The organism is Amycolatopsis sp. NPDC050768, assembly GCF_040654155.1.
Classification (GTDB): Bacteria; Actinomycetota; Actinomycetes; order Mycobacteriales; family Pseudonocardiaceae; genus Amycolatopsis.
The window spans coordinates 758,373-783,751 of sequence record NZ_JBFAHL010000001.1 but is presented as its reverse complement, the minus strand read 5'-3'; the positions used below and the strand labels follow the sequence as shown (position 1 = coordinate 783,751).

Annotated in this window: 28 protein-coding genes; 15 read left to right on the top strand and 13 right to left on the bottom strand. The window is 70.4% G+C overall.

Going from position 1 to position 25,379, the window contains the following annotated elements:
- Positions 1 to 13: 13 nt before the first annotated feature.
- Entirely contained in the window at positions 14 to 1,468 is a 1,455-nt protein-coding gene (locus AB0H62_RS04015; RefSeq protein ID WP_220245895.1) for a PLP-dependent aminotransferase family protein, read from the top strand.
- A 522-nt stretch (positions 1,469 to 1,990) separates the two neighbouring features.
- On the opposite strand, the gene AB0H62_RS04010 is transcribed toward AB0H62_RS04015, so the two are convergent.
- The gene (locus AB0H62_RS04010) at positions 1,991 to 3,514 is read right to left on the bottom strand and encodes a hypothetical protein (protein WP_360583986.1); all 1,524 of its coding nucleotides are present in this window, start codon (positions 3,512 to 3,514) and stop codon (positions 1,991 to 1,993) included.
- 378 nt (positions 3,515 to 3,892) lie between these two features.
- Positions 3,893 to 5,059 (bottom strand): pyridoxal phosphate-dependent aminotransferase, encoded by a 1,167-nt coding sequence (locus tag AB0H62_RS04005; protein ID WP_220245897.1) that lies wholly within the window; start codon positions 5,057 to 5,059, stop codon positions 3,893 to 3,895.
- Between the two features lie 29 nt (positions 5,060 to 5,088).
- On the opposite strand from AB0H62_RS04005, the gene AB0H62_RS04000 reads away from it, so the two are divergent.
- On the top strand, positions 5,089 to 6,387 hold the full coding sequence (locus tag AB0H62_RS04000; RefSeq protein WP_220245898.1) for a DUF445 family protein: 1,299 nt from the start codon (positions 5,089 to 5,091) through the stop codon (positions 6,385 to 6,387).
- A gap of 239 nt (positions 6,388 to 6,626) precedes the next feature.
- Here the strand turns inward: AB0H62_RS04000 and AB0H62_RS03995 are convergent, their stop codons facing one another.
- Complete coding sequence (locus AB0H62_RS03995) at positions 6,627 to 7,094, bottom strand: CGNR zinc finger domain-containing protein (protein ID WP_360583983.1); 468 nt, start codon at positions 7,092 to 7,094, stop codon at positions 6,627 to 6,629.
- 86 nt (positions 7,095 to 7,180) lie between these two features.
- On the opposite strand from AB0H62_RS03995, the gene AB0H62_RS03990 reads away from it, so the two are divergent.
- The 3 genes from AB0H62_RS03990 to AB0H62_RS03980 are packed head-to-tail and all read left to right on the top strand — an operon-like array spanning position 7,181 to position 8,627.
- A complete protein-coding gene (locus AB0H62_RS03990) occupies positions 7,181 to 7,549 on the top strand; it encodes a VOC family protein (RefSeq protein ID WP_220245900.1) in 369 nt (122 codons plus the stop codon).
- Positions 7,550 to 7,582: 33 nt separating this feature from the next.
- Positions 7,583 to 7,969, top strand: a complete 387-nt coding sequence (locus AB0H62_RS03985; RefSeq protein WP_220245901.1) for a zf-TFIIB domain-containing protein — start codon at positions 7,583 to 7,585, stop codon at positions 7,967 to 7,969.
- Positions 7,970 to 8,006: 37 nt separating this feature from the next.
- The gene (locus AB0H62_RS03980; RefSeq protein WP_360584659.1) at positions 8,007 to 8,627 is read left to right on the top strand and encodes an AAA family ATPase; all 621 of its coding nucleotides are present in this window, start codon (positions 8,007 to 8,009) and stop codon (positions 8,625 to 8,627) included.
- 113 nt (positions 8,628 to 8,740) lie between these two features.
- Here AB0H62_RS03980 and AB0H62_RS03975 read toward each other — a convergent pair whose 3' ends face one another.
- On the bottom strand, positions 8,741 to 9,916 hold the full coding sequence (locus AB0H62_RS03975; RefSeq protein ID WP_220245902.1) for a methyltransferase domain-containing protein: 1,176 nt from the start codon (positions 9,914 to 9,916) through the stop codon (positions 8,741 to 8,743).
- Between the two features lie 110 nt (positions 9,917 to 10,026).
- Between AB0H62_RS03975 and AB0H62_RS03970 the strand changes: the two genes are divergently transcribed.
- The 6 genes from AB0H62_RS03970 (at position 10,027) to AB0H62_RS03945 (ending at position 15,138) form a co-directional block, all read left to right on the top strand.
- Positions 10,027 to 10,467 (top strand): helix-turn-helix transcriptional regulator, encoded by a 441-nt coding sequence (locus tag AB0H62_RS03970; protein ID WP_220245903.1) that lies wholly within the window; start codon positions 10,027 to 10,029, stop codon positions 10,465 to 10,467.
- Positions 10,464 to 11,129: a hypothetical protein gene (locus tag AB0H62_RS03965; RefSeq protein WP_220245904.1), complete on the top strand. Its 666-nt coding sequence runs from the start codon at positions 10,464 to 10,466 to the stop codon at positions 11,127 to 11,129. Before AB0H62_RS03970 ends, AB0H62_RS03965 begins: the two co-directional genes overlap by 4 nt.
- Before the next feature lie 677 nt (positions 11,130 to 11,806).
- Positions 11,807 to 12,106: a DUF2516 family protein gene (locus tag AB0H62_RS03960; RefSeq protein ID WP_220245905.1), complete on the top strand. Its 300-nt coding sequence runs from the start codon at positions 11,807 to 11,809 to the stop codon at positions 12,104 to 12,106.
- 19 nt (positions 12,107 to 12,125) lie between these two features.
- Positions 12,126 to 12,671, top strand: coding sequence for a YbaK/EbsC family protein (locus AB0H62_RS03955; RefSeq protein WP_220245906.1), 546 nt, complete (start codon positions 12,126 to 12,128; stop codon positions 12,669 to 12,671).
- Positions 12,668 to 13,684 (top strand): ornithine cyclodeaminase family protein, encoded by a 1,017-nt coding sequence (locus AB0H62_RS03950; protein ID WP_255638618.1) that lies wholly within the window; start codon positions 12,668 to 12,670, stop codon positions 13,682 to 13,684. Before AB0H62_RS03955 ends, AB0H62_RS03950 begins: the two co-directional genes overlap by 4 nt.
- Positions 13,684 to 15,138 carry an aromatic amino acid lyase gene (locus AB0H62_RS03945; protein ID WP_360584657.1) on the top strand — a complete coding sequence of 485 codons (1,455 nt, stop codon included), beginning with the start codon at positions 13,684 to 13,686 and terminating at the stop codon, positions 15,136 to 15,138. Before AB0H62_RS03950 ends, AB0H62_RS03945 begins: the two co-directional genes overlap by 1 nt.
- Here AB0H62_RS03945 and AB0H62_RS03940 read toward each other — a convergent pair.
- Complete coding sequence (locus AB0H62_RS03940) at positions 15,135 to 15,845, bottom strand: ABC transporter permease (RefSeq protein WP_220245907.1); 711 nt, start codon at positions 15,843 to 15,845, stop codon at positions 15,135 to 15,137. The two genes, AB0H62_RS03945 and AB0H62_RS03940, sit on opposite strands and share 4 nt — an antisense overlap.
- Positions 15,842 to 16,540, bottom strand: coding sequence for an ABC transporter permease (locus tag AB0H62_RS03935; RefSeq protein ID WP_354866993.1), 699 nt, complete (start codon positions 16,538 to 16,540; stop codon positions 15,842 to 15,844). Before AB0H62_RS03935 ends, AB0H62_RS03940 begins: the two co-directional genes overlap by 4 nt.
- Positions 16,541 to 16,676: 136 nt before the next feature.
- Here AB0H62_RS03935 and AB0H62_RS03930 point away from each other — a divergent pair, with 136 nt between their 5' ends.
- The 3 genes from AB0H62_RS03930 (at position 16,677) to AB0H62_RS03920 (ending at position 19,336) form a co-directional block, all read left to right on the top strand.
- Positions 16,677 to 17,603: an ABC transporter substrate-binding protein gene (locus tag AB0H62_RS03930; protein WP_360583978.1), complete on the top strand. Its 927-nt coding sequence runs from the start codon at positions 16,677 to 16,679 to the stop codon at positions 17,601 to 17,603.
- A gap of 152 nt (positions 17,604 to 17,755) precedes the next feature.
- Positions 17,756 to 18,190 carry an SRPBCC family protein gene (locus AB0H62_RS03925; protein ID WP_220245910.1) on the top strand — a complete coding sequence of 145 codons (435 nt, stop codon included), beginning with the start codon at positions 17,756 to 17,758 and terminating at the stop codon, positions 18,188 to 18,190.
- A 132-nt stretch (positions 18,191 to 18,322) separates the two neighbouring features.
- Positions 18,323 to 19,336: an NADP-dependent oxidoreductase gene (locus tag AB0H62_RS03920; RefSeq protein WP_360583976.1), complete on the top strand. Its 1,014-nt coding sequence runs from the start codon at positions 18,323 to 18,325 to the stop codon at positions 19,334 to 19,336.
- Here the strand turns inward: AB0H62_RS03920 and AB0H62_RS03915 are convergent.
- Positions 19,329 to 19,973, bottom strand: coding sequence for a haloacid dehalogenase type II (locus tag AB0H62_RS03915; RefSeq protein ID WP_360583974.1), 645 nt, complete (start codon positions 19,971 to 19,973; stop codon positions 19,329 to 19,331). The genes AB0H62_RS03920 and AB0H62_RS03915 overlap by 8 nt on opposite strands.
- An 11-nt stretch (positions 19,974 to 19,984) precedes the next feature.
- Positions 19,985 to 20,587, bottom strand: a complete 603-nt coding sequence (locus tag AB0H62_RS03910; RefSeq protein ID WP_255638620.1) for a TetR/AcrR family transcriptional regulator — start codon at positions 20,585 to 20,587, stop codon at positions 19,985 to 19,987.
- Between the two features lie 104 nt (positions 20,588 to 20,691).
- Between AB0H62_RS03910 and AB0H62_RS03905 the strand changes: the two genes are divergently transcribed.
- Entirely contained in the window at positions 20,692 to 21,741 is a 1,050-nt protein-coding gene (locus AB0H62_RS03905; protein WP_220245913.1) for an NAD(P)-dependent alcohol dehydrogenase, read from the top strand.
- 21 nt (positions 21,742 to 21,762) lie between these two features.
- Here AB0H62_RS03905 and purU read toward each other — a convergent pair whose 3' ends face one another.
- The 5 genes from purU to AB0H62_RS03880 all read right to left on the bottom strand — a co-directional run bounded on the left by purU (position 21,763) and on the right by AB0H62_RS03880 (position 25,371).
- The gene (gene purU / locus AB0H62_RS03900) at positions 21,763 to 22,635 is read right to left on the bottom strand and encodes a formyltetrahydrofolate deformylase (protein ID WP_220245914.1); all 873 of its coding nucleotides are present in this window, start codon (positions 22,633 to 22,635) and stop codon (positions 21,763 to 21,765) included.
- Positions 22,636 to 22,650: 15 nt separating this feature from the next.
- Positions 22,651 to 23,253 carry a maleylpyruvate isomerase N-terminal domain-containing protein gene (locus tag AB0H62_RS03895; RefSeq protein ID WP_360584655.1) on the bottom strand — a complete coding sequence of 201 codons (603 nt, stop codon included), beginning with the start codon at positions 23,251 to 23,253 and terminating at the stop codon, positions 22,651 to 22,653.
- A complete protein-coding gene (locus AB0H62_RS03890) occupies positions 23,156 to 23,944 on the bottom strand; it encodes a VTT domain-containing protein (RefSeq protein ID WP_360583971.1) in 789 nt (262 codons plus the stop codon). Before AB0H62_RS03890 ends, AB0H62_RS03895 begins: the two co-directional genes overlap by 98 nt.
- 135 nt (positions 23,945 to 24,079) lie before the next feature.
- Complete coding sequence (locus AB0H62_RS03885) at positions 24,080 to 24,880, bottom strand: class I SAM-dependent methyltransferase (protein ID WP_360583969.1); 801 nt, start codon at positions 24,878 to 24,880, stop codon at positions 24,080 to 24,082.
- Complete coding sequence (locus tag AB0H62_RS03880; RefSeq protein WP_220245917.1) at positions 24,859 to 25,371, bottom strand: DUF2505 domain-containing protein; 513 nt, start codon at positions 25,369 to 25,371, stop codon at positions 24,859 to 24,861. Before AB0H62_RS03880 ends, AB0H62_RS03885 begins: the two co-directional genes overlap by 22 nt.
- Between the last annotated feature and the right edge of the window lie 8 nt (positions 25,372 to 25,379).

Below are 25,379 nucleotides of genomic sequence, written 5' to 3'. Positions count from 1 at the left end.
GATAATTGGTCTTATGACCTCGCATCTTCCGCTGGGTAGCCGCGTATCTGGCACTCGATTGGCTGTGTTGCTCGGGGAGTGGCGTCGTCGCGGCTCTCGCCAGGGCGCGGCGGATCTGGCCGCGGCCGTCGAGCTGCAGGTGCTCGACGGCCAGCTCCCCATCGGCACCCGGCTGCCCGCGGAACGTGAGCTCGCCGACGCCCTCGGCGTCAGCCGCACGCTCATCGGCGCGGCGCTGGACCGGCTGCGTTCCACGGGTGTCGTCGCCAGCCGTCGTGGAGCCGGTTCGTGGATCTCCGGTGCCGGCCACCGTTCGGCCGCGCCGGCCCAGCACGAACGCGATGGCCTGATCGACCTCGCGCGCGCCGCGCCACCCGCGTTGCCCGGCCTGATCAACGCCGTCGACGCCGCGCGGCGCGACCTCGTGGAGCACCTGAGCGGCAACGGCTACCTCACCGGCGGCCTGCCGCTGCTGCGCGAGCGGATCGCCGAGCGCTACACCGCGCGTGGGCTGCCGACGTCTCCCGACCAGGTGATGCTGACGGCCGGCGCGTACTCGGCTTTCGTGCTGTGCCTGCGCATGCTGGCCGGCCCCGGCGACCGCGTGCTGGTGGAGCAGCCGACGTACCCCAACGCGATCGACGCCGTGCGCGCCGCCCACGCGTTGCCCGTGCCGGTGGCGCTCGACCCCGTGCGCGGCTGGGACCTCACCGGCATCGAGGCGGCGCTGCGCCAGGCGTCGCCGCGGTTCGGCTACCTCGTGGTCGACTTCCAGAACCCCACGGGCCTGCGCCTCGACGCCGCCGGCCGCGAACGCCTCGGCGGCCTCCTCGCGCGCTCGCGCACGCCCGTGGTGGTCGACGAATCGTTGGTGGAGCTGGATTACGAGGGTGATCCGCTCGACGCGCCGCCGCCGCTGGCCGCGTTCGCGGGGGACTTGGCCTTGACGGTCGGCTCGGCCGCGAAGTCGCAGTGGGGCGGGCTGCGGCTGGGCTGGATCCGCGCGTCGGCCGAACTGCTCGACCGGTTGCTGTCGTCGCGCTTCGCCGTGGACCTGGGGGCGCCGGTGTTCGAACAGCTGGTGCTGGCTTCGCTGTTGGAGCCGGAGGGGTACGCGGCGTTGGCCCAGCGTCGCGTGGATTTCCGGCTGCAGCGCGATTCCCTGATCGACGCCGTGCACGCCTACTGTCCTGAGTGGACGTTCGAGGTTCCGGCCGGCGGCCTGTCGCTGTGGTGCCGCCTGCCGGAACCGATGAGCACGCGCCTCGCCGTCTCGGCGGCGAACCACGGCGTGCAGCTGGCGCCCGCCTCGCGCTTCGGCGTGCACGGCGGCCTCGAACGCTGGCTGCGCCTGCCGTTCGGCCTGCCGCCCGACCAGCTGCTCGAGGCCGTGCGGCGGCTGAGCCTGGCCGTCGAGTCGGTGCGCGGCTACGCGGACGTGCCCGCGGCGAACGTGCCGGTGACCTGAGGTTCGGATCCGGGCGTCTCGACCGGGCCCGCGCAGCCGGATTTTGTTGCTGCGGCGCCGTTTCCCCCGGAACAGGGCCGTAAACGATAAACAGCCGGTGCACCGGATGTTCCAACCACTCCAGGGATGGTGGTGGTCGCATCCGGCGCACCGGCTGTTCGTCACCCGCTCCGTTCAGAGCGGGCGCCGCGGCGGCTTCCCGGCACAGCCCCTCGACGTGCCGGGAAGCGCCGACGGCTCAGGCGGGCTTCGGTTGGCGCAGGTTCCCGCTCGGCGCGGTGAGCGGGAACCTCCGGAGCACGCCCGTTGTGGGTCCCGGCGCCGCGGGGGCAGCGCGGCGCCGGGACCAGGACCCGATCCGGCCGGGCGCGGTCGGCCGGTCGGGAAGGCTGGTCGTACGCATGGATCGCCCCTTGTCGAATGATTGGTGCGAAAGGGTGAGCCAGGCGCAGCGAACGGGCGCGCGCTCCAAGAAGTTGATCTTGGTTTGGACGTGGCTCTCCCCGGTGGACCGGGTGCCGGTCAGTCCGGGGAGGTGGTGGGCAGGGCTGCGTCCCTGCCCGCGCCGTCGACCTCGTGGTCGCGGCTGACGCCGATCAGCTTGAGCTGCGTGGTGGTCACGCTGTCCCCGACGACGGCGAACGGCTGCCGCGCGCCGCCCGAGCCGTCGTGGCCCGGGTTGACGGTGGTGGTCGGCGCGACGGGCGCGCTGGGCGCCGCGGGCAGGCCACCGCCGCCCCCACTACCGCCGCCACCTGTGACGCCGACGTGGGAGTTCTCGTTGTTCGCGTGCTGCGCGCCGGTGCTGCGCTGCTGCACGGGAATCAGGTGCACGACACTCGGGTAGTGCACCAGTGCGGCCGCCTTGGGCACGGTCATCGGCGCCGGCTGAGGCACGACCACCGGAACCACGGCACTCACCACTTCACCGGGCTGGACCGTCAGCTCGGGCACGGTCGCCGTGACCCCGCCACTCACCGTCCCGCCCGAGAACACCGGCCCGAGCACATCCCCGATCGGGATCAACGGCGGCGCGTCATCCGCACCCGGCACCGTCGTGACCGTCGGCAACACGGTGTCCCCGACGTCGCCCACGGTTCCGGCCACGCCGGTGATCGAGTGCACCGTGTTGTCGACCAGCCCGAGCACGCCGCCGAGCAACCCGCCCTGCGACGGCGTGGCACGCAGCAGCGCCTCGGTGTCGGTGCTGGTGGTGTCGGTGGTGCTGGGAGCCGTGGCGGGGTCGGTCGCCGTGGTGTCGGTGGTGGTCTGGTCGGTCGCGCTGTGGTGGGTCCCGTCGCAGTCGCCGGTCTCGTGCTGCTTCGCTCCGCCTGACTCGCCGGGTACGACCTGAGCGGAGCCGGCGTTCGCGCCGCCCTGGCTCGCGCCGGTCGTGGCAGCGGAGTCGGTGCTGCCGCCGGAACTGGCGGGCGTCTCGGCCTGGTCCGACTCGCTCGTGCCGGACGTGCTCGGCGCGCCGGAAGTGGTCGTGTCCGAGGCGCTCGTGTCAGGAGTGCTCTCGTCGGAAGCGCTCGTGCCGGAAGTGTTCGGCGTGGCGGCGGCCGAGTCGGTGCTGTCGCTGGAAGTTCCGGTCGCCGAACCCTTGCTGCCACCGGAAGTTCCCGTGGCACGCGAGTCCGCAGTGGACCCAGTCGAAACGCCGTGCCAAGGATGTCCGCGCGGTTCTCGACGGTGCTCCCGAGCCTCGCCGTGCCAGGTATGCCCAGGCGCGGTCGCCACGGTGTTCCCCGGCGCGCCCAGGCCGTGCGGCTGTTCCGCTGCCTCCGCGCCGGCCCCGGCGACCAACGCGCCGAGCAGCCACCCGGCCAACGTCAACCCGCCTGCCAGCGCGATCCGCGCGGCCGGCCTCGCCAACGGGGCCGCCCACGGCCGCGGCCTGCGCACCGAAGCGAGGTCGCTCGAACCCGACCCCTTCGCGGGAGCGCTGGCGGGCGGAAGTACAGAAGCCACCACGGCAGGAGCCGGTCCGGGATCAGCGCTGTTCAGGAGTGGTGTGTCGGTGCGTGCGGCAGCTGTGTCGCTCACGCCACCACCACCGTCCGCGCCTGAAGCTCATGCGGCTACCGCACGAGACTGATCCAACTGGGGTTCTTCTCCGGCCAGGTCGCAGTTCCCCTGGGGCTGCACTCTTTCTAGCACCGGTCGCGAGTGTTTCATCTTCCCTGCGTTCGATCCACCCCGTAAGGCGGAACGGACTTACCGGCTCCGGTGTCCGAGCAGCCGAAGTTGATCACTCAGCGTGCGCCCGATGGGACCCTCTGCGGCCATCCGGGCGGACCCCCGCATGGCCGTTGACCTGATGTTTCACCCCAAAACCATACTCTCGGTATCGCATCACTAACGCACCGTCGATGAATCTGGAGCGTAACCGCCTTGCAACTCGTTATTCGGTAACCGCAGTGGTCAGACGAGTTGGCGCAGCCGCCCGACGGCCTCGTCGATGACTTCGTTCCGCTTGCAGAACGCGAAACGCAGCAGGTGTTTCCACTCGTCCGGGTGATCTGTGAACACCTTCACGGGCACGGCCGCGACGCCGACGCGTTCGGGCAGCGCCCACGCCAGCTCGGCGGCGTCGGTGAAACCGAGCGGGCGGACGTCGGCCGTCAAGAAGTACGTGCCGCTGCTGGGGCGAACGGCGAAACCCGCGTCCGCGAGTCCCGCCGACAGCCGGTCGCGCTTGTCCTGCAGGCTCGTCCGCAGCTCTTCGACCCACGGCAGCTCGTGGTCCAGCGCGTACGCCACCGCCGGCTGCAGCGGCCCGCCCGAGACGAACGTGATGAACTGCTTCGCCGCCTTCACCGCGGCCACGAGCTCGGGCGTCGAGCAGACCCAGCCGATCTTCCAGCCGGTGCAGTTGAACGTCTTGCCGGCGCTGGAGATCGACACCGTCCGCTCGCGCATGCCGGGCAGGGTGGCGAGCGGGATGTGGGACGCGTCGTCGAACACGAGGTGCTCGTAGACCTCGTCGGTCACCGCGATGAGGTCGTGCTCCACGCACAGCGCCGCCACGGCCTCCAGCTGCGCGCGAGAGAACACGGTGCCGGTCGGGTTGTGCGGCGAGTTCAGCAGCACCGCGCGGGTGCGCGGCGTGATGGCGTCGCGCAGGGCGTCGAGGTCGAGCTCGAGGCGTCCGTCGGCCGTCTCGACCAGGCCGATCACGCGCCGCTGGGCGCCGGCCATCGCGACGGCCGCGGCGTAGGAGTCGTAGTACGGCTCGACCACGATCACCTCGTCACCGGCCTCGGTCAACGCGATGAGCGCGGCCGTGATGGCCTCGGTCGCACCCGTCGTGACCAGGACTTCCGTGTCCGGGTCGTACTCGGTGCCGTAGCGCAGCCGGTGTCGCGCGATGGCGGCGCGCAGCTCGGGGCGGCCCGGGCCCGGCGGGTACTGGTTGTCGCCGCCGAACAGGGAGTTCTTCGCCGCTTCGAGCATGCCGGCGGGCCCGTCGGTGTCGGGAAAACCCTGGCCGAGGTTCACGGCGCCGTGCTTCACGGCGAGCGCCGTCATCTCGGCGAAGATCGTCGCGGTGAAGGGGCGGAGGCGGGGGACGAGAGCTGGTTCACGCACGAAAACGCATCCTCACGGACAATGGCGTCGTGGAGCAACTCACCCCAGCCAAGGTCACGCCCGCAGACCCGCCCGGTGGCGCCGCCGGTGACGCGGAAAAACGGCGCGGCTTGCGGAGGATGAAGCAGGTCGCGCTGTCCTTCCTCCTCGGCGCCACGGTCGTCTTCCTGCTCACGAGCTGGGCGGAGTCGGCCGGCTGGCCCGCGTGGGTCGGCTATGTGAAGGCGGCCGCCGAGGCCGGCATGGTCGGCGCGCTCGCCGACTGGTTCGCCGTCACCGCGCTGTTCCGCCACCCGCTGGGCCTGCGGATCCCGCACACGGCGATCATCCCGAACAAGAAAGACCAGCTCGGCGACAGCCTGGGCGACTTCGTCGGCTCGAACTTCCTCTCCGAGGACGTGATCCGCGACAAGCTCAAGCGCGTCGAGATCTCGCGCCGCCTCGGCGGGTGGCTTTCGCAGCCGGACAACGCCGAGCGTGTGACGTCGGAGCTGGCCACGGTCGTGCGCGGCGCCGTCACGGTCCTGCGCGACGAGGACGTGCAGGCGATCATGGAACAGGCTGTGGTCAAGCGCATCGTCGACCGGCCGTGGGGTCCGCCGCTGGGCAAGATCCTCGCGGGTGTGTTCGAGGACGGCGCGCACCACAAGCTCGTGGACCTGATGTGCGACCGGGCCTACGAGTGGGTGCGCGACAACCACCAGGCGATGCTGCGGGTCGTCTCCGACCGCGCGCCGAGTTGGTCGCCGAAGTTCGTCGACGAGATGCTGGCGGACAAGGTCTACGGCGAGGTGCTGTCGTTCGCGTGGGCCGTGAAGACGGACGTGAACCACCCGATGCGCCTGGCGCTGGACAAGTTCCTCGGCGAGTTCGCGCAGGACCTGCAGAACGACCCGAAGACCATGGAGCGCGCCGAGCAGATCAAGGGCCAGATCGTGCACCACGACGAGGTGCAGAAGCTGATCGGCAACGCGTGGGCCACGGCGAAGGAGATGCTGCTCAACGCGGCCGAGGACCCGTCGAGCGAGCTGCGCCGGCGCGTGCGCGCGGGCCTGCAGTCGCTCGGCGAGCGGCTGATCACGGACGACTCGCTGGCGTCGAAGGTCGACAGCTGGGTCGAGGGCGCTGCGGCGTATCTGGTGAAGAACTACTCCAAGGAGATCACCACGATCATCACCGATACCGTCGAGCGCTGGGACGCCGAGGAGACGTCGCGGAAGATCGAGCTGCAGGTGGGTCGCGACCTCCAGTTCATCCGCATCAACGGCACGGTGGTGGGCGCGTTGGCCGGTCTGGTGATCTACACGGTGGCGCAGCTGCTGTTCTGATTTGGGCTTTTCGTAGTTGTCGCCGGTTCTGGGTGCCGGAGCGTGGCCGCTCATGCGCAGCTGGTGCGTATACCACACCCAGGGGACCTTCAAACCAGTTGTCCACAGGAAGCTGAGTTATCCCCCGGGTTATCCACAACTTTTCACGGATCTGGCCTAACGCCCATCCACAAGTTGTGGGGATCCGGTGCGCCTGCACGTGCATATCTGGTGGCTGTGCATGAGTTGTCCACAGGCTCTCAGTTGTGCACACCCATCGCGCGGGCGCGCCAGGTCCGGGCCTTCTCGCGGTTGCCGCAGACGCGCATGGAGCACCACGTGCGCGAGCGGTTGCGGGACTCGTCGTAGAAGGCTTCGAGGCAGTCGTCGGCCGGGCAGATCTTGAGTCGGACCCAGTCTCCGCGGATGGAGAGCCGCGTGGCCGCGACCAGCACCGCGGACACTGCGGTTGTCCCGAGGAGCTGCGGGCCTTGGTTGTTCAGCGAGAAGGTCAGCGGGACTTCGAGCTGTTCCACGGGGAGTCGCGGATCTCCGACGGCGGCGCGCAGCCCGTCGCGGATGGCGCGGGCTTCGTCCGCGTTGCTCGGGGAGACGCCGCGTTCGGCTGACCAGCGTTGCCACAGCCCGGGGTCGTCCAGCAGGTCCTCGCCGCGCTCGATGTCGACGGTGTTGAGGAAGTCCACCACCAGGGTCGCGTCGGTGTGCACGCAACCAGTGTACGAGCGAGGGCGGTTGCTTCGTCGGCTGGTAACTCCCATACTCCGAATACTGGTTACTGGAGGGAGTCACGATCATGGGTGCTGTTCCGACGTTCGGCTCGACCGTCTTCGACTGCCCGGACCCCGCCGCGCTCGCCGGCTTCTACCGCGCGGTGCTCGACTGGCCCGAGCCCGCGGTGCACGCGGACGGCTCCTGGGCCCGGCTCGTCAACCCGACCGGCGGTGCGCGCTTGGAGTTCCAGCAGGTGGCGGACTACCGCGCGCCCGAGTGGCCCTCGGCTTCGTTGCCCCAGCAGGCCCACCTCGACCTGGACGTCGACGACCTGGAGGCCGCGCACACCCGCGTGCTCTCCCTGGGCGCCAAGCTGCTCGACGACTCGCCCTCGACCTTCCGCGTCTACGCCGATCCGGTGGGTCATCCGTTCTGCCTGTGCGCCTGCTGACGCGCCGGGCGGAATCTGCGTAGTCTCGGATGCGTGATTTGTCCGAAGTGTCAGAACCGGATGCGGACCGTCGACAAGAACGGCATCCACATCGAACAGTGCGAGGCGTGCCGGGGGATCTTCTTGGACCACGGTGAGCTGGAGCAGATCGCCGGAGCCGAGAGCTCGTACTACGGCGGGGCGCAGCCACCGCCGCGCTACGGGCGGGCGGACTCGCCGCGCCCGTACCGAGGTGGGCACGGGGACTCGCCGAAGCCCTATCGCGGTGGTGGGTATTCGGATTCGCCTAGGCCTTATGGGGGCGGTGGGGGTTACTCGGACTCGCCGCGGCCCTACGGCGGGCATCGCGGCTACGCGGACTCACCTCGGCCCCATGGAGGGCACCGCAAACGCGGCTTCCTCGAGAACCTGTTCGACTGAGTTGCGTTCCGTCGATCCGGTTCCCGGCGCGGGCTCGGTGTCCGCTCTTGATCCAGCGCCCGCCCTCGACCTGCGGATTTGTCCCGCGTGCGGCGATCGTGCCGACCGCCCGCGGGTCGAGGGCGCGGTGCTGGGGTGTGTCCTCTGTGGACATCGGTGGCCGTTCCGGCGGCTGCCGCTGTTCGCGCTCACCGGCCCGAGCGGCGCGGGCAAGTCCACTGTCGGCCCGGCGCTGGCCGCGCGGCTGGCCGGGGATGCGGTGGTGCTGGAACAGGACGTCCTGTGGACGGGCGCCCTCCGCGACGACATCCCGGCCTTCCGCGCGGCCTGGCTCCGCATGGCGGCGATGCTGCACCAGAACGGCCGGCCGGTCGTCCTGTGCGGCACCGTCGCCCCGCAGGAAATCGAGCCCCTGCCGGAACGCGCCTTCTTCTCCGACGTGCACTACCTCGCCCTCGTCGCCGATGACGAGGCTCTCCGCAAACGCTTGCGAGCCCGCCCCGCGTGGCGTGAATGGGACGAGCCGCGCATCGACGAGATGCTCGAGTTCAACCAGTGGATCCGCACTCAGGTCCCGCACCTCGATACCACCGCCACGCCGCTCGATGACGTGGTCACCCAGGCGGAGAAGTGGGTTAGGTCGAACCTGACTGGCTGACCGGCAAGTGGGGATGGGCTGGGTTGAACCCAGCAACCGTCCACAGCCCCCCGCCGGTTGGGTCGGACCTACTGACTTGTCCACAAGTACAGCGAGCATCCGTCGGGTCCGGCCTAACTCAACTCCCACTGAAGCCCATCCGGCTCATCCAGCCAGAACTCCTGCCGCGAACCATCCACAGTCAGGCCGAAGCGGTCGCGCTCCGGGCGGCCCAGGGAGTTCCACAGGACGAGGGCGCGCTCGGCGAGGTCCCACAAGCCGCGGGGGCCGCCTTGGGCGGTTTCGAGCGTGTCGCCGTGGTTGCGGAAGCGGGCCCACGAGCCGTCGGGGTGGGTGAGGGCGAAGGGGCCCGCATGGGGGTCCCCCGAGGAAATCGCGTCGGTCGAGCCGTCGGGGAGTTCGCGGACCGGGTGGACGCCCGGGAGTTCCAAGGAGGCGAAGAACTCGAACTTCAAGTGAGGCTTCAGCAGCAAATCAATCGGCAGCTGCGTCGGCCGCCAATCCGCAGAAGCGGGCGAAGGTAGAGCCGCCGGAGCCGGAAGGCGGTGGGCGCGCAGGGGCATGAAGCGACCGTCGCGGGCCAGGACCCGCCCGTGGCCCGTCGCGCCTGAGCCGGCGACCAGCCGGACCAGCCCCGCGCCCAACGGCCGGTTCAACGTCGTCACCACGAGGCCGCCCGGCACCGTCTGCTCAAGCCAGGCCGGCGGCACCGAAGAAACCGAGGCCGTACACAACACTCGGTCGAACAGGACCCCGGCCGGAAACCCGAGCGCCCCATCGCCAACCTCGCACGACGGCGCATACCCGGCCTCCTGCAGATGCCCACGCGCAGCCGAAACCAGTCCCGCGTCCACGTCCACAGTGGACACTGAACCCGACCCGCAACGATGGCTCAGCAGAGCCGCGTTGTACCCCGTCCCGGTCCCGATCTCCAGCACCCGCTGCCGGTCCTCCACGCGCAGCTCCTCGAGCATGATCGCCATGATCGCGGGCATGCTCGAAGAACTTGTCGGTACTCCGTCGATCGGCCCCTCGCGTCGAGCCTTGTCCCACAGCGACGAATCGTCGTCGAGCTGCGTCACCAGCACGTCGGGGGAGTAGACCCGCTCCAGCCACCCCGGATCGTCGCGGTCGACAGCCGCCCAGCCCTCGTCGACGCGCGTGAAGAACTGCGGCAGGAACACGTGGCGCGGCACGCCGCGAAAGGCCTCGACCCACTTCGGGTCGTGCAGCACGTCCTCGTCGACCAGGTGCTTGACCAGCCTGCGGCGCAACCGCTGAGTCGCCATGGGGACCACCGTAGCCGGGTGAGCGGAACCACACCTGCAAGTGCAAGCAGGGTGCTTGCAATAGCTAGCACGTCCGCGTACGGTCGGAAGTGTCGCGAGGAGGTGACCGGATGACAGAACCCGGCGGGACCCAAAACCCGATCGAGAAGGTCGCGGACATCGCCTCCGACATCGGCGAGTACATCCGCCAGCAGCGGAGTTCGGCGAAGATTTCGTTGCGGCAGTTGTCGAAGCTCGCCGGCGTGTCCAATCCGTACCTGAGCCAGATCGAGCGCGGGGTCCGCAAACCCAGCGCGGAGATCCTGCAGCAGATCGCCAAAGGTCTGCGGATTTCGGCCGAAGCGCTTTACGTGCAAGCAGGAATCCTCGACTTGCCCACGGGAGGCCCGGTCGGCGACGCGATTCGCGCCGACACCGTGCTGACCGAGCGGCAGAAGCAGGTTCTGCTCGACGTCTACGAGTCCTTCCGGCGGGAGAACGCCGCCGGCACGCCCGCTGAGCCACCGACGACCACCAAGACCACCCACGACACCACAGAGGAGTCGGCATGACCACGCCCAAGACCGAGGACGTCCGCAAGGCCGTCAGCACCGCCATCGACCAGGTCCGCACCCCGCTGCTCGCCGCGCTCGGCGCCGGCAACCTCGCGAGCCAGGCCGTGACCGACGCCGTCGCGAAGGCCCGCAAGAGCGGCGAGAATGCCCGCAAGAACCTCGAAGAGCTGCCCACCGACGTCGAGAGCCTGCGCGGCAAGCTCGACCCGGCCGAGCTGCGCAAGGTCATCGACGAGTACACCGAGGCCGCGCTCAAGCTCTACAACAAGCTGGCCGAGTCCGGCGAGCAGACCTGGGACAAGATCTCCGCGCAGCCGCAGGTGAAGAAGGCCCTCGACCAGCTCGAGGACGCCCTGACCACCGCGCAGGAGCGCGTGGACGGCCTGGCCGGCGAGACCCGCGAGCGCGTCGACGGCGTGCTCGCCAAGGTCACCAAGCGCACCCGCTCCGTCGGCGAGAAGACCGCCCGCAAGGTGACCGAGGTCGCCGACGAGACCGCCGAAGCCGTCGAGGACCTCGGCGACGACCTCGCCCACGAGACCCGCTCGGTCGCGCGCAAGACCGCCAACCGCACGGCGCCGAAGACCGCTTCGCCCGCCCGCCGCACCACCACGACGGTCGCGAAGAAGCCGGCCGCCGCGCCGAAGACCGAGAAGTAAGCCCGAGAACGACACCAGCCCGCTCCCCGGCGCGCCGCACCGACAGGTCGGCCGCCGGGGAGCGGGCTTCTCTTGGTTGGGGTGGCAAGAGCGGCAACGTGGGAGCCGCATCCACGCGCCGGCTGGCGAGATCGGTCACAAGGAGGCCCGCTCCCGATGGCCGGCAAGGAGGGACGGCCGCCTTTTGGGACACGCGCCACAACCCTGCCCGTTCGCTGGCAGCCGCTCGTGATGGCGGACAAACGGGGAGAGGCCGCTTTCCAGCCGCGGTACGACCCGCGCAACCGCTCGCGATGGTCGAGAAGCAGATGCGGATTCCCCCGTGCTGTGCGGCGCAACCCCGCCTTTTCGGCGGGCAGGTGTGCTCACGAGTGCCGAGAAAAGGGCCGGCGCCCGCGGCTACCTCGGTGGCTGGGCAGTGCCCCGCGCCGAGTCCCGCTGTAAGGCCGGCAACGGTGAGACCGCGTTTCCCGCGCGACTGCCCGCCCCGGTTCAAAAGCCGGCCCGAAGAGCCCGTTCCCCGCCCGCCACACCGCCGCATCGGCACACCCGAACCACAGGGCCGAACGCAAGACCCCCACCAGGACAGAGAACTAGGTCACACCCACCCCACACCGCGGCGCTTGTGAAGTGCCGGGCCACCGGCGCGTTGGGTGGTTTGCCGTAAGCTGGCGTCCGTGCTGGTTGCCGCTTGGATACTTCAGGTCATCCACTGGGGCAGCGCCTTGGTCGGGCTTTTCGCCTTCGTTCACGCGCTGCTGCAGCGGTCCGACGCGTACCAGGCGGCCGACCGCAAGACCAAGCCGATCTGGTTGCTGATCACCGGCGGCGCCACGCTCGCGATGGTTCTGTTCGGCAACGACGTCAGCGGTGTCGGGTTCATCTTCTGGGTGCCCGCGATGGCCGCCGCGCTCGTGTACCTGGTGGACGTCCGTCCGAGGCTCATCGAGGTGCAGCGGGGCAAGCGCAACTGGTAGCCGCGTAGATTCTCTCAATGTGACCACCTGGACCATCGCCGGGAGCCTCACGGTCGTCCCCGCGCCCACCCGCACCGACCTGCTCGCCGAACCCGTCGCGAAGGCGCTCGCCGCCCTCGCGGAGCCCGACGCGGTCGGCGTCGCGGAGATCGACCCCGAGCTCGCCGACACCGCGGCCTTCTGCGAGACCTACGGCTCGCCGCTCGAAGCGTCGGCCAACTGCGTCGTCGTCGCCGGCAAGCGGGCCGGCGAAGTGCGCTTCGCGGCCGCCCTTGTGCTCGCCACCACGCGCGCCGACGTGAACGGCGTGATCAAGCGCCGCCTCGACGTGCGCAAGGCGTCTTTCGCGCCCATGGACGAAGCCGTGTCCCTCACCGGCATGGAGTACGGCGGCATCACGCCCGTCGGCCTGCCCGCCGAGTGGCCGATCCTCATCGACGCCCGCGTGGCCGCCGCGCCGGAGCTCGTGATCGGCAGCGGCATCCGCGGCAGCAAGCTCCTCATCTCCGGCGCCGCCCTGCAGACGCTCCCCAACGCCGAGGTCATCGAGGACCTCGCCCGGTGACTGTGCCGCACTCGGTCTGGCTCCGCTACCTGACCGGCGACGACATCGACAGCCTCGGCATCACCGACGCCGACATCGTGGGCGCCGTCGAGGACGTGCTGGCCGACCACGGCCGCGGCGAGGTCGTGTTCGAGCCGCGCACGCACCTCGTGCCCGACAACGGCGGCAAGGGCCACTTCAACATCCTGCGTGGCCACCTCTCGGCCAAGCAGGTCAGCGGCGTGAAGGTGGTCGGCGACTTCGTCGGCAACTTCGAACGCGGCCTGCCCAGCGAGATGGCCTTGATCCTCCTGCTCGACCCCGAGACGGGCATGCCGCGCGCGATCGTCGACGGCACCATGATCACCGAGGCCCGCACGGGCGCGATGACGGCCGTCGGCGCTAAACACCTGGCGCGGCCGGGTTCGAAGGTGCTCGGCCACGTCGGCGCGCGCGGCACGGCGTGGTGGAACGTGGTGCTGCTCGACTCGCTCTTCGACTTCGACGAGATCCGCGTGACGAGCAAACGCCCCGAGTCCCGCGAGGACTTCGCGCACCGGCTCACCGAGCACCTCGGCAAGCAGGTCCGCGTCTGCGAAACCGCCGCCGAAACCCTCGACGGCGCCGACGTGCTCGTCGAAGCCTCCCGCCTGACGGAGCCGGAAGCGTTGGTGCGCAAGGAGTTCCTGCGGCCCGGCGCGTTCCTCGTGCCCTACGGCACCATCAGCGCGCTGGAGCTCACGCTGCTCGACGCCGTGGACAAGGTCGTGGTCGACAACTGGCGCGAGTCGCAGTCGGGCAACCCCCGCTTCGGCGCCCTGCGGCCGCACCTCAACGCCGGGCTGCTCACCGAAACCGGTGTCCACGCCGAGATCGGCGACGTCGTCGCGGGCAACCGCCCCGGCCGCGAAAGCGACGACGAGCGCATCCTCTTCTGGCACCGCGGACTGTCCACAACGGACGTCGCCGTCGCGCACATGATCCTGCAACGCGCGGAAGCGGCGGACGTCGGCACGATGCTGCCGTACCGGTGATCGTCCGCGAACCCGCCGACGTCCTCGCGGCCGGCAGCGAGCCGGGGGAACCCCTCGAACTGCACCCGGACCTGCTCAGGCGCGTCAAAGAGAACCGCGCCGCGATGCTGGCCGTGCTCGACGCCGCCGACGGCCCGGTCTACGGCGTCAACACCGGCATGGGCCGCCTCGCCGGCGTCAAGCTCACCGTCGCCCAGCAGTCCGAGCACCAGCACAACCTGCTGGTCGGCCGCGCGGTCGGCGGCCCGCCGTGGCTGTCCTCGGAGCTCACGCGCGCGCTCCTGCTCATGCGCCTGCGCGGGTTCCTGCGGCCCGAAGCGGCCGTGAGCCCGGAGCTCGTCACATTCCTCGCCGACCGCCTCAACGACGGCTTCCTCCCCGCCGTCCCCCGGGACGGCCTCGGCAGCGCCGGCGAGATCATCCCGCTGGCGCACGCGTTCCAGACGTTCACCGGCCTCGGCACCGTGCTGGAGGACGGCGTCGAAACACCCGCCGCGGCCGCCCTCGCCGACAGGAACGCAAAGCCGCTCAAGCTCGGCCCCAAGGAAGGCGCGAGCCTCATCCAGGGCTCCCCGCTGGCCCAGGCCTACGCGTGGACGCTCTCCGGCCGCGTGCGCCAACTGGTCGACCTGCAGACGCTGTGCGCCGCCATCGCCGTGGACGCGCTCGGCGCGCCGCGCGAGGTGTACCGCTACCCGGTGGCGAACCGGCACGCCCAAGCCGTGCTGTCCGAAGTGCTGTCCCTCACGAGCGGCTCCTCCACGCGCCCGGTGGTCCAGGCACCGGTTTCGGTGCGGGTCGGCCCGCGGGTGATCGGCTTCGTGGACCAGGTGTGCGCCGACCTCGTCGAAACGCTCGGGGAAACCTGGCAGACGCCGGACGACTCACCGTCCTTTGTGGATGGAAAGCTCGTGCCCACGACCGGCTACCACGCGGCGGAGCTGGGGCTGCGCATGGACGCGATGAAAGCCGCGCTCGTGCACGCCGGCGAGATCTCCGTGCAGCGCACCCACCGGCTCCTCGACCCGCAGTTCAGCGGCCTGCCCCCGCAGCTGGCCGTGGACCCCGGCCCGCAGGCGGGCCTGACGCCGCTGCACAAGCGTGCGGTCGGCGAGCTGCACTCGCTGCGCCGCCTCGCCGCGCCGGCGACCCCGGGCTCGCTGGACACGTCGGCCGGCCAGGAGGACGTGCAGGCCTTCGCCTGGGCCGCGGGCCACGAGCTGGAAGTGGCCGTGGACCACGTCTTCGCCATCACCGCGTGTGAGCTGATCGCCGGCGCGCAGGCCCGCCACCTCGGCGACGGCCCCGGCAGCCCCGGACTCCGCGCGATCTACGAGTGGATCACCGAACGGGTGCCGCCGGTCCTGGTCGACCGGCCCCTGGGCCCGGACGTCGAACGGCTCGTGGCGGCCTGCCGCGAGGCGTACTTCAACGACCTCAGGGACCTCAGCTAGTCGCGCCGAGCCGTCTGCAGCGCGACACCCTTCGGCGTCGCCCACCGGGTGAGCAGCGCGAAGATCCCTTCGCACAGCAGCGCCAGGATGATCACGGCAAGACCGCCGCCGAAGATTTCGCCGTAGCCCTGGGCGCCTTCGGCGAAGCCGTCGACGATGTAGCGGCCGAGGCCGCCGCCGTCGTTCACGATGGCGCCGATCGCGACGGTGGCCACCAGCTGCAGGAACGCCACGCGGGCGCCGGCGACGATCACCGGGGACGCCAGCGGCAGTTCCAAGCGAAGCATGATCTGCCACTCGCGGTAGCCGGTGCCGCGCGCCGCGTCGATGGTCTCCTGTTCCAGCTGCACCACGCCGGCGTAGGTGTTGGTGAACAGCGGTGGCAGCGCCAGGCCGACGAGCGCGAGCAGCAGCGGCCAGAAGTCCGTGTCGGCGCCCCAGCGGCTGGCCAGGAACCAGAACAGGATGATCAGGCCGAAGCTGGGGATCGCGCGCCCGATGTTCACGGCGCTGCTCGCGAGGAACGCGCCGCGACGGTAGTGCGCGAGCCACAGCGCGAGCGGGATCGTGAGCACGGCCGCGACCACCAGCGACAGCACGGAGAACCACAGGTGTTCCACCGTCCGGTACGGCACCCCCGCGGGGTCGGTCCAGCTCCAGCGGTTCGGCGCCGAGAGCCACTCGCCCAGCTGCGTGAAGACGTTCATCGCGCCCGCACCTTCCGCACCCACGGCGCCAGCGCGCGCTCGCTCAGCCACAACAACAGGTCGACGACCACCGCGAGCACCACCGACAGCACCACGCCGACGATGATCGGGCTCGGGTTCGGCGTGGTCGTCTGGATGCCGGCGCGGATGAAGTACCCGAGCCCGCCCATGCCGAGCAGCGACGTGACCGTGACCAGGCCGATCGTGGTCACGGCGGCCACGCGCAGGCCCGCGATCACCACGGGCAGCGCCAGCGGCAGCTCCACCTGCCACAGCAGCCGCCCGCGTGTGAAGCCCATGCCGATCGCCGCCTCGCGCACCTCGGCGGGCACCTGCTGCACGCCCGTGACGATGTTGCGGATCAGGATCAGCAGCGTGTAAGTGGCCAGCGGGATCACCGCCGTGGTGAACGTGAGCCCGAAGAACGGCACCAGCAGCGCGAAGGCCCCCAGGCTCGGGATCACGTACAAGGCACCCGCCGTGCCCAGCACCAACGGGTAGAACCAGCGGTACCGCAGGCAGAGCGTGGCCAGCGCCAGCGACACCACCAAGCCGATGCCCAGGGCCGTGGCCGTGAGGGCGATGTGTTCACCGAGGCGTTGGCCGATGGCGTCGGCGTTGCGCTCGACCCACCGCCACTCGAAGATCGGCCGGCTGCTCTCGGTGAGCAGCGGGGTGACCGAAGACGCATGCACCACGGAAGGTTACCCCGTTCGAGCGCTGCGATTTCGGTTGTTGAGATTCGATGCCGGTGATTCCCGGTATGTGGTTTCTGTCGTGGCTCACGGTTAGGGTCCAATCCTCTGTTCGTGACACGAGGAGTGTGGGGACGTGCGCTGGACCCGGAAAATCCGAGCGGCCGCGTGGGTGGCGGTGGCCGCGCTCGGCCTGACCGCGTGCGGGGGTGAGGGCTCCGACAGTGGCCAGCCCGCCGCGCAGAGCAAGGGCGGGGCGCCGATTGTCGTCGCGTCGTTCAACTTCACCGACAGTCAGATCCTGGCGGAGATCTACGCGGGCGCGCTCGAGGCCAAGGGCTACCCCGTCACGCGCAAGCTGAACCTGGGTTCGCGGGAGCTGATCTACCCGTCGCTCAAGTCGGGTGAGCTGCAGTTCCTGCCCGAGTACCAGGGCGCGGCGATCACCACGGGCTTCGGCAAGGACGCCGTGAAGACGGCCGACGGAGAGCACCAGCAGCTCACGGACCTGTTCGCGCCGGACGGCATCGCGCTGCTGAACTACGCCGCGGCCGAGGACAAGAACACCTACATCATGAAGGCCGACGTCGCGAAGGCCAACGGCATCACGAGCATCAGCGACCTCAAGAAGCTGCCCAAGGTCGTCATGGCCGGGCCGCCGGAGTGCGAGTCGCGGCTGCCTTGCTACAAGGGCTTCACCGACGTCTACAAGCTGACGAACACCTCGTTCCAGACCGTGCAGGAAGCCGGGCCGCGCGTGCAGCAGCTCGACTCCGGCGCGGCGACCGTGATCCCGGTCGACTCGGTGAGCCCGCTGGTCGGCGACCCGCAGTACGTGGCGCTCAAGGACGACCTGCAGATCGTGCCGACGGAGAACGTGGTGCCGGCGGTGAACAAGAAGGTGCTCGACGAGCGTGGCGCCGACTTCGCGGCCGCGGTCAACGCCGTTTCGGCGAAGCTGACCACCGACGGCATGCGCGAGCTGAACAAGCGTGTGGACTCCGACGGTGACCCGGCTGCCGACGTGGCGAAGGACTGGCTGACGCAGCAGGGCCTCGCCTGATCTCTCGCGCCGACGACGGGCCGTCCGGGGACTTCCCCGGGCGGCCCGTTTTGCGTGTGACCCTCGGCGGGAAACCCCTGGTGACGCGGTGCCCGACCGGGTGGTGTGCGAAGGTGGCGCGTGAGGGGTTCTCCAGTACAGCGAGGAGCGAGATGGGTAAGGTCACGGCCACCGCGGAGCGCACGATCGACGCGCCGGTGGACAGGGTTCGCGAGCTGGTCGCCGACTACGCCGAGACCCGGCCGAAGCTGCTCACCGAGCACTACCGCGACTACGAAGTCACCGAAGGTGGCGTGGGTGCGGGCACCAAGGCGAGCTGGAAGCTGCAGGCCACGTCCAAGCGGGTGCGTGACGTCGCCGCGACCGTGACCGAGCCGGCGCCGGGCACCCTCGTGGAGACCGACGCGAACTCCAGCATGGTCACGACCTGGACCGTTTCGCCTTCGGGCTCGGGCAGCGTCGTGCGGATCCAGACCAGCTGGGACGGTGCCGGCGGCGTCGGCGGCTTCTTCGAGAAGACGTTCGCGCCCGGTGGGCTGAAGAAGATCTACGACGGCGTGCTCGGCAAGCTCGAGGAGATCGTGTAGCGCTTGCCACACGGCCGGGCATAATCGGAATGATCGCCCCGGTTGGCTCGTTGGGGCGGGTGTATGCGGGGCGATGGCCCCGGTTCTTACCCAGTCTCAGGAAACCAGTCTTGTCATGAACGGAGTCCCGTGGTGAGCGCACCGACCCAGGCGACCGAGATCCGGCTCGCCGCCCGCCCGCACGGCGTGCCGACGTCGGCAAACTTCGACGTCGTCGACACCGACATCCCGACGCCGGCCGACGGTCAGCTCCTGGTGCGCAACGTGTTCATGAGCGTCGACCCGGCCATGCGCGGCCGGATGAACGACGCCAAGTCCTACGCGCCGCCCTTCGCGGTCGGCGAGGCGATGAGCGGCGGTGCGGTCGGCGAGGTCGTGGAGTCCACTGTGGACGGCTTCAAGCCCGGTGACCATGTGCTGCACCAGCTCGGCTGGCGCACCCACGCCGTGGTCGACGCGACGAAGGCTGTGAAGGTCGACGGTTCCGTCGCCCCGCTTTCGACGTACCTGGGCGTGCTCGGCATGCCGGGCCTCACCGCGTACGCCGGGCTCCTGGTCACCGCGGAGTTCAAGCCGGGCGACACGGTGTTCGTCTCCGGTGCGGCCGGCGCGGTGGGTTCGCTCGTCGGCCAGCTGGCGAAGCTCAAGGGCGCCAAGCGCGTGATCGGCAGCGCGGGTTCGGCGGAGAAGGTGCGCCACCTCGTGGAGGATCTCGGCTTCGACGCCGCCTTCAACTACAAGGACGGCCCCGTCGCCCAGCAGCTGGCCGCCGCCGCGCCCGAGGGCATCGACGTGTACTTCGACAACGTCGGCGGCGAGCACCTCGAGGCCGCCATCGCGTCGATGAACCTGCACGGGCGCATCACCGTGTGCGGCATGATCTCGCAGTACAACGCCACCGAGGCCACCCCCGCGCCGCGCAACCTGGTGCAGATCATCGCCAAGCGCCTGACCATTCGGGGCATGCTCGTGCTCGACCACTGGCACCTGCAGCAGCAGTTCGTGTCCGAAGTGGCGCCGCTGGTGGCTTCCGGCGAGATCAAGTACTCGGAGACCATTGTGGACGGCATCCGCAACGCCCCGGACGCCTTCCTTGGCCTCCTCAGTGGCGCGAACACCGGCAAGATGCTGGTGCGGCTCAGCTGATTTTCGCGGCCAGCTCGGGCAGGCTCGTCGCCGTGTAGGTGGCGGGCCGGCCTGGGAGTGGCCGCTGGTTGTCCCTCGCGATGAGGGCGGTCTCCATCCCGACCGCCGCCGCCCCCGCCAGGTCCCACCCGTGCGCGGCGATCATCACGGCTTTCGTTGTGCCGCAAGCGCTCAGCACCTGGCGGTACGGCTCGGGCGCGGGCTTGAGCCGGCTGACCTGCTGCGCCGAGAAGATCCGGTCGAACCTCGTCGCGAGCCCCGCGTTCTGCAACTGCGCCTCCGCGGTGGCGAGCGGCGAGTTCGTCAACGCGACGACTTGGTGGCCGGCTTGCTTGAGCGTTCGGAGGGCTTCGTCGACATCGGCGTGGGCGGGCAGCGACCGCAGCCCGTCGCCGATCCTGGCCAGGTTGTTGTCCGTGAGCTCGCGGCCGTACCGGCCTGCGGTATCCATGGCGGCCAGCCCGGCGATCTCGGCGAAGTCCCGGTAGTCCCCGGTCGCCGTCACGGTCAACGCCGTGTGCACCACCAGCGCGAACCACTCCTGCCGCGCGGTGGGGCTCCCGGTGAGCTCGCGGAACAGCGGATCGAGCGCCCGGAGGTCGAGCAGCGTCTCGTTCACGTCGAACACGCAGAGCATGCGCACTCACCTCACTGCGTCCGGTAGGCCTCGATCACGATCCGCGCCGCCCTCGTCGACTTGGCCACCACCTGGTCGGCCGAGTACCCCATGCGCGGCGACACCCCGTCCAGGTACAGCGAGCCGTAGCCGTGGGACTGGGCGTTGAGTTGTTCGAGCAGTTCGAGGGCCGTGGCGTGGCCGTCGGTGACGGCGAGGCTGAGGGTGAGGAACGTGCTGAACATGGCGCGGCGCTGGTCGTGCATCTCGGTGTACTCGGGGTTGGCCAGGCCGTCGGCGAAGAGGACCGGGAAGCCGAGGCGCGTGTCGATGAAGAAGCGCGTGTAGGTGCCCTGCGCGGAGGCCAGGCGGGTGACCGGGTCGGGCTCCTCGGCGATGACCTTGTCGACCAGGTCCCGCAGCCGGCAGGCGGCCGCGGCGGCGACGGCGGCCATCAGGCTGGACCGGTCGGGGAAGTGGCGGTACGGCGCGGCGGCGGAGACGTTCGCGCGCTTCGCGACCTGGGCGACGGAGAACCCCTCCACGCCCTGCTCGGCGATCAGGTCGAGCGAGACGCGCACGAGTTCGGCGCGCAGGTCGCCGTGGTGGTACTTGCCGCCCATGTCGTGGATCACACCCGATCTCGGTCGCGCGGATGTAAGACCCCTCTTACTATAGAAGATGTAAGGGGGTCTTACATTGTCCGGGCGGCCGAGCCCGGAATCGTCTGGAGGATTTCATGACCACCACCACGCCCGCCATCGCCGCACCGGCCGCGGGGCGGCCGCTCGCGCCGACGACGATCGTGCGCCGCGACCTGCGTCCGGACGACGTGCTGATCGACGTCGCGTTCGCCGGCATCTGCCACAGCGACATCCACCAGGCCAAGGAGGACTGGGGCACCGCGATCTTCCCGATGGTGCCCGGCCACGAGATCGCCGGCGTCGTCGCCGCGGTGGGCTCGGGTGTCACGAAGTACCAGGTCGGCGACCGCGTCGGCGTCGGCTGCATGGTCGACTCGTGCGGCGAGTGCGAATACTGCCTGGCCGGCGTCGAGCAGTCCTGCCTGAAGGGCAACGTGCCGACGTACAACGGCGTGGGCTACGACGGCGAGAACACCTACGGCGGGTACAGCCGCCAGGTCGTCGTGAAGGACCACTTCGTCTGCCGGGTGCCGGAAGACCTGGGCCTCGACATCGCCGCGCCGCTGCTGTGCGCGGGCATCACCACGTACTCGCCGCTCCGCCAGTGGAACGTCGGGCCGGGCAAGAAGGTCGCCGTCGTCGGCCTCGGCGGGCTCGGCCACCTGGGCGTGAAGCTCGCCGTGGCCATGGGTGCCGAGGTGACCGTGCTCAGCCAGAGCCTGAAGAAGCAGGAAGACGGCCTCAAGCTCGGCGCGAAGGACTACTACGCCACCGGCGACGAGGCCACGTTCGACGTCCTGCGCGGGCGCTTCGACGTCATCCTCAACACCGTTTCGGCCAAGCTGCCGATCGACGCCTACCTCAGCCTTCTGCGCGTGGGCGGCGCGATGGTGAACGTCGGCGCGCCGGGCGAACCCCTGTCGTATAACGCTTTCTCGCTGCTTGGCGGCAACAAGATCCTCGCCGGCTCCGGCATCGGCGGCATGCGCGAGACGCAGGAGATGCTCGACTTCTGCGCCGAGCACGGCATCGGCGCCGAGATCGAGACGATCACCGCCGACCAGGTCAACACCGCCTACGAGCGCGTGGAGAACAGCGACGTGCGCTACCGCTTCGTGATCGACGCGTCGACGATCGGCGCCTGATCGCCGCCGCGCGGCCTGCGCTCAGAACACCATCGTTCGGTTGCCGTGCACCAGCACGCGGCCCTCGAGGTGCCAGCGCAGGCCGCGCGCCAGCGTCACCTTCTCGATGTCGCGGCCCTTGCGCACGAGGTCGTCGACGGAGTCGCCGTGGTCCACGCGGATCACGTCCTGCTCGATGATCGGGCCGGCGTCGAGGTCGGCCGTCACGTAGTGGCAGGTCGCGCCGATCAGCTTGACCCCGCGGATGTGCGCCTGGTGGTACGGCCGCGCCCCGATGAACGACGGCAGGAAGCTGTGGTGGATGTTGATCGCCCGCCCGGCCCACTCGTCGCACAGCTCGGCCGGCAGCACCTGCATGAAACGCGCCAGCACCACGGCGTGGGGGTCGTACTCGTCGACGAGCTTGCGCACCTGGGCGAACGCCTCGGCCTTCCCGTCGGCCGGGAAAGGCACGTGGTAGAACGGAATCCCGTGCGCCCGCGTGATGTCCGCGAGCGACGCGTGGTTGCCGATCACCGCCGCGATGTCCACGTCGAGCTCCCCGGACGCGACGCGGCCCAGCAGGTCGTACAGGCAGTGCCCGGCCTTCGAGACGAGCACGACGGCGCGCGGGCGCTCACCCGTGTCGCGCACCTGCCAGCTCGACTCGGCCGACAGCTCCTCTGCGACGGCCGTGAACCGCTCCCGCAACCCGTCGGCGTCGAACGGCAGCGACCCCGCCAGCACCACTTGGCGCGTGAAGAACCAGCCCGAGTCCGGGTCGGTGTGGTACGCCGCCTCCACGATCATCCCGCCGTGGTCGGCGAGGAAGCCCGAGATGCGGGCGATGATGCCGGTGCGGTCGGGGCAGCCGAAGGTGAGCACGTAACGCTGGGGATCAGGCACGCCCACCATTCTCGCCGGTGCTGGTCAGGGCGCCGCGAGGGGCTCCAGGAGTGCGACGCGGCCCACCATCCGCGCGGCGTGGGGGCGGCCCCAGAGGGCGCGGTAGACGTCGTCGGGTGAGCCGGTGACGGTGAGGTCCGCGGTGCCGCTCGACTCGACCGCCGGAGTCTCACCGGGACGCAGAACGACCGTCCACGCACGGTCTCCGGCTTCGATCCGCACGACGCCGTCCTGATGAGCGGCCCGGCGGGGAACGAAGAACGTCAGGAACTCATCGATCCCGTCCACCGCGAACACGTCCGCGTACCGCGTGGCCGGCGGCTCGGGCAGGGCGCTCTCCGCGTCCAGCCGGTGGATCGCCGTCTCGTGCGCCAGGCGCCGGGCCCAGCGGCCGACCGTCAGCAGTCCGCCGCCGGGGAACGGCGATCGCACTGGGGTATCGGCAGGCAGCCGGAGGGCTTCGCGGACGGCGAGGCGCTGGCCGTCCCACCGGCCGAGCGCGTCGGCCCAGTCGGTGGGTGGCGCGGGCTCAGTGGGTCGGTCCGTGATCGCCGCGACCGTGGACGAGAGCACTGTCGTCAGGTGCGTCACCAGGTCGTGCATCGTCCACTTCGGACAGTTGCGCAGGCGCGCCGACGGGCCCGCTGTCAGGGCCGCCGCCTTCAGCCGGTCGGCGTGGATGTCGATCGCCTCGGTCAGGTGCATCGCTCGACCGTAGTCGCCGCAAGCGCAGGCGCCGCCCGAACTCGATGAGGGTGACCAGGCCGAGCCCGAGGATGAACGACAGGAGCAGGCCCTTCACCGGCTCGTCGGCGAACGTCGAGCCGCCGGCCAGGCCGATCAGCACGCTGTAGACCGCCCACACGGCGGCGCCGGCCGCGTCGAGCGGCATGAAGCGGCGCAGCGGGTAGCCGAGGCTGCCCGTGGCCAGCGCGCTCGCCACGCGGCCGCCCGGCAGGTAGCGCGCGGCGATGATCAGCAACGGCGCCTGCCGCCGCACCTGCTCGCGCGCCCATTCGTAGCGCTCCCGCCCCGCCGGCCCGCGCTGCAGCCGCGCGAGCGCCCGCGGCCCGGCCGCCCGGCCCACGGTGTAGCCCAGGCAGTCGCCGGCCCATGCCCCGGCCGCCGCGACGAGCGCGAGCAACGCCAGCCGCTCCGGGTCGGGCCCGAGCAGCACCGCGACCGTCACCACGGTCGTCTCGCTGGGCATGAACGGCAGCAGCGCGTCCAACCCCGCGACGGCGAACACGAGCACCCAGAGCCACGGCGAACCCAGCGCGCCGCGCAGCAGGTCGGTGGCGTGTTGAAGCAGTTCCACCTGCCTATCGTGATCACCACAGGTCGCCACCGGGTGACACCGCGGGGGTGGGTCGGTGAACAGGTGGGATTCGTACCCGGACGACGCATTCGTACCCGCACTGATCAGCCCAGTCGGGCACTGTCCGTAGTCAATTCAGAGCGGGTTCACACTTTCCCACGGCACCGTCAGCTCCCCGAGCCGCCAGCGCTCCGGCCGGCCGAGCAACGGCCAGCCCCGGGCTTGCAGCATTCCCACCGCCGACACCCACCGCGCCCGCACCCCGAACGACCGGTGTGGCGCCGCGGCGGCCCAGCAGTCGTCCAAAGCGGACAGGAACGCGTGCACCGGCTCGCCGGGAACGTTGCGGTGGATGAGAACCTTGGGCAGTCGTTCGGCCACAATGGATGGACGCTCCAGGTCCGCGAGCCGCATCGATACCGTCAGCGAAACCGGGCCGGCCCTGCCCACGACGACCCACGAGGCCAGCCGTCCGATCTCGTCGCAGGTGCCCTCGACGATCAGCCCGTCGTCGGGCATCGCGTCGAGCATCACCTTCCACGCGCCGGCGACTTCGTGCTCTGCGTACTGGCGCAGCACGTTGAACGCCCGCACCACCACCGGCCGCGCGCCTGCCAGCTCGAAGCCGCCGCGGCGGAAGTCCAGCCACGGAGGGTCAGCGGCGCGGCGCGCGAACGCCACTCGCTCCGGATCGATCTCCAGCCCGAGCACACGGACGTCGGTGCGGACCCGGCGTAGCCAGCGAAGGAGCTCGACGGTCGTGACGGGTGACGCGCCGTAGCCGAGGTCGACCACGAGCGGGTCGGGCATTCGCCGCAACAGCCGCGTCACCGCGGGGTCGTTCGCGAGCCAGCGATCGACTCTGCGTAACCGATTGGGATTGGTGGTGCCCCTCGTCGGGGCGCCCACCGGGCTCAGGCGTGCTCGGCCAGCCACGACGTGGTGAAGTCGGCTTCGTGGGCCAAGAGGTTCGTCACCTGCTGGGCCACGAACTCCTCGATCTTTCCGCCGAACAGCGGGATCCGCACCGTCACCTCGCCGGACGTCCGGAACTCCACGCGCTCACCACGCGGCGTCAGGAAGGTCTGCGCACCGATCTCGCCCGGCACGCCGCTCACGCTGACGTCGACCTTGCCCGTGTACGCGTCGCCGGAGCGCTGCCACACCTGCTTGCGGTGCACGATGATGTCGCCCCGGTGCAGGGCCTGCACGGCCTGGGGCAGGCGCTGCGCGGCGATGCCGTGCTGCAGTTCGTAGCGCACGACGTCGCCGGAGGTGTCTTTGGTGACAGAGTGCGAGAGCAGCGCCGCGTTGTCGCCGCCCAGCTCCTTCAGGCGCGCCCGCAGCGCGTCCTCACCGGACACGGCGGCCAGCACGGCCCCGAGTCCGGCGGAGAACTCGGCACGGTGCTCGATCCGGGATCCCATGGGCCGGA